Origin of the sequence: Mesorhizobium sp. M7A.F.Ca.CA.004.06.1.1 (assembly GCF_003999135.1) — a bacterium.
In the GTDB taxonomy this organism is placed as follows: Bacteria; Pseudomonadota; Alphaproteobacteria; order Rhizobiales; family Rhizobiaceae; genus Mesorhizobium.
Window position 1 is genome coordinate 1 of sequence record NZ_RZPQ01000842.1, and the last position, 2,426, is coordinate 2,426.

Consider the following 2,426-nt stretch of genomic DNA (forward strand, 5'->3'; position numbering starts at 1 on the left):
CGCTACGATTTCGCCGCCGCCGCGAAGCGATCGATCACCTCAGTCAGGGGGACGTGGCCAAGGCAGGCGCCAGAACCGGCGGGCTGTTCGCCATCCTCAACAGCCAGCGCATAACGCACGGCCGGATCGGATTCGATGCGAAGGCGCAATCCGGCCAGCTTGGGATAGGCAGCGCCGTCGATCGCCTGGTGAAACTCCGCCCAGCGCGCCACGCCGATCAGCGTGGTATCGGCCAGCGTCAGCCGGTCGCCGACCAGGAAATCCGTGTCGGCGATCATCGCCTCGAGCCGATCATGACGTTCCGCAACGGCCTTGCGGCCGAACTCCCGCAAGGTCGCCTTCAGCGCCGGTTCATCCGCCGCCATTTCCAATGCCACCCAGAGCGGGCTGAAGGCGGCGGTGAACCCGGTGTTCACGAAGGCCATCAGCTGGTGCATGCGGTCGGCTTGCGGCGTGCGCGGTTCGAAGCTGATGCGGCGCTGTGTGTCGCGGGCTTCGAGCCACGAGGCGATGGCCATTGTCTCGGTGAGCACCCGGCCTTCGTCGGTGATCAGCACCGGCGTTTCCTGACGGTCGTTGATGCTGGCATAGGCATCGTTTTTCATCTCGGTGAGCATGTCGACGCGGCACAGGCGATAGGGTTGCCCGACGCGTTCAAAGGCAGCGACAAGCCCCATCGAGCTTCCCGCCGGGAAGCCGTAAAGGAGGATAGGTTCCATTTGTTTTCTTCCGTGATTGAGAGGATCACGCCGCGCAGCGAAACTTGACCCTAAACGCTTGTCGTCCCATGTAAATTACGCACAATTCTGTAACCAGGATCCGCCCATGAAAGACGTCGTCTCACGCTGCCCGATCGAAGAGACCATGCGCGTGCTCAGCGGTCGCTGGCCCACACTGCTGCTCTATTATCTGAAGGACGGGACCAAGCGGTTCAGCGACCTGAGACGTGACAACCCGACCGTGTCACATCGCATCCTGACCCTGGAACTGCGCAAGCTGGAGGACGCCGGTATCGTGCGGCGAACGGTGCGTCCGGGTTATCCGTTGCGGGTCGACTATGACCTCACGGCGCCTGGCCGCAAACTTGTACCGCTCATCGACGCGCTGGGCGCCTGGTGGGTGCATACGGAAGACGATCGCCAGACTTCATCGACACTGGAGACTTACGCCGGCATGGCGGCAGGTTAATTCTGATCGATTGAGGCAGGATGATCGCCGGCCAGTCGTCCAAACATCCTGAAGTCGTGGTAGGCGCCCTTGAACCGGGCTTTCTGCCGTAGCGTCCCCTCGTAGCGGAAGCCGGCTTTCTCCAGCACACGGTCCGATCCGGTATTGCCCGGCAGCGTCCACGCCTCGATGCGATTGAGCAGGAAAAACCGATGGCCGCAAAGAGCGACGGCAGCAGCCGCTTCGGTCATCAGACCTCTGCCCCAGAAGTCCGGATGCAACTCGTAGCCGATCTCGCCGCACTTCGATTTAGGGACGAACCAATTGTAGCGAATCGCACCGGCCATGGTCTTCGAAGCGCGATCCTCGATGATCCAGGCGCAGCCTTTGCCAGTAGGAAAGACCTTGCACATCCATCTCATTGCCCGATCCGCCACCGCCTTGGACGGCGCATCCCGCCAGTTCGAGAACCGGGTGACCTCGGGGATCGACAGGATATTCCGGAAGGCATCGGCATCTTCGAGGGCCGGAGCGCGCAGCAGCAGACGGGCTGTAGAGAGCGTCGGGAAGGTGCGGGCAGTTTTTGGCATCGGATTCTCACCTCACTCGGGACACCTGGACTATTGCCCGAAAGGGGGCGCTTCAACACTTCAACATTACGCGATGCATTTTTTTGCGAAAAACCAAACGTATGGGTTCTCGCGCAATTTTCACCGCTTGCCCGTCAAAAGCCATGATCGCGACTATTCAGACAGGAATGGCCATTGATCATTCCCATTCCATCGAACCGCGCCCGATGCCGAGCAGGCGCATGGTGCTGACCGGCCTCGCAGCCTTGGCGGGCCTCGCCGCCTGCAGCACCGTTTCACTGCCGTCAGGCGAAGGCGCCGGGGTCTCCTCCTCCGCCACGAGCACGCTGGCCAGCATCCGCGTCTCGGCCGGGCTTGCGCCGCTGGTCCCCGACCGGCAGCTCGAACAGGCCGCCCTGCAGCAGGCTGGCTACATGGCGCAGCGCCGCCGCATGAGCCACACCACCGGCTGGGGCAAGGATTTCGCCTCGCGCGTCAGGGACAGTCGAATTTCCGGTGCCGCGGCGGAGAACATCGCCGAGGGTCGTTTCGACCTCGAGAAACTGTTCGACATCTGGGTGCATTCACCAGGCCATCGCCGCAACATGCTCGACCCGCGCTTCACCCGCTTCGGCCTTGCCTATGTGCGCGATGGCAGCGACAGCAAGCTCCGTTACTGGAGCCTGGTGC

4 protein-coding genes are annotated in these 2,426 nt (G+C 62.4%); 2 read left to right on the plus strand and 2 right to left on the minus strand.

Annotated features, from left to right (window positions below; genetic code table 11):
- Nucleotides 1-2 precede the first annotated feature (2 nt).
- Nucleotides 3-719, minus strand: coding sequence for a glutathione S-transferase family protein (locus EN906_RS30970; RefSeq protein WP_127271609.1), 717 nt, complete (start codon nucleotides 717-719; stop codon nucleotides 3-5).
- Between the two features lie 106 nt (nucleotides 720-825).
- Here EN906_RS30970 and EN906_RS30975 point away from each other — a divergent pair, with 106 nt between their 5' ends.
- Nucleotides 826-1,188, plus strand: coding sequence for a helix-turn-helix domain-containing protein (locus tag EN906_RS30975; RefSeq protein ID WP_127269391.1), 363 nt, complete (start codon nucleotides 826-828; stop codon nucleotides 1,186-1,188).
- On the opposite strand, the gene EN906_RS30980 is transcribed toward EN906_RS30975, so the two are convergent.
- Nucleotides 1,185-1,757: a GNAT family protein gene (locus EN906_RS30980; RefSeq protein ID WP_127269392.1), complete on the minus strand. Its 573-nt coding sequence runs from the start codon at nucleotides 1,755-1,757 to the stop codon at nucleotides 1,185-1,187. The two genes, EN906_RS30975 and EN906_RS30980, sit on opposite strands and share 4 nt — an antisense overlap.
- Before the next feature lie 206 nt (nucleotides 1,758-1,963).
- On the opposite strand from EN906_RS30980, the gene EN906_RS30985 reads away from it, so the two are divergent.
- Nucleotides 1,964-2,426, plus strand: a 463-nt coding sequence (locus EN906_RS30985) for a CAP domain-containing protein (protein WP_245484366.1), incomplete at its 3' end; no start/stop codon positions are given.

Bases quoted from the DNA above. Each gene is read 5' to 3' on its own strand.
- EN906_RS30970 (WP_127271609.1), bottom strand. From the start codon at position 719: ATGGAACCTATCCTCCTTTACGGCTTCCCGGCGGGAAGCTCGATGGGG.
- EN906_RS30975 (WP_127269391.1), top strand. From the start codon at position 826: ATGAAAGACGTCGTCTCACGCTGCCCGATCGAAGAGACCATGCGCGTG.
- EN906_RS30980 (WP_127269392.1), bottom strand. From the start codon at position 1,757: ATGCCAAAAACTGCCCGCACCTTCCCGACGCTCTCTACAGCCCGTCTG.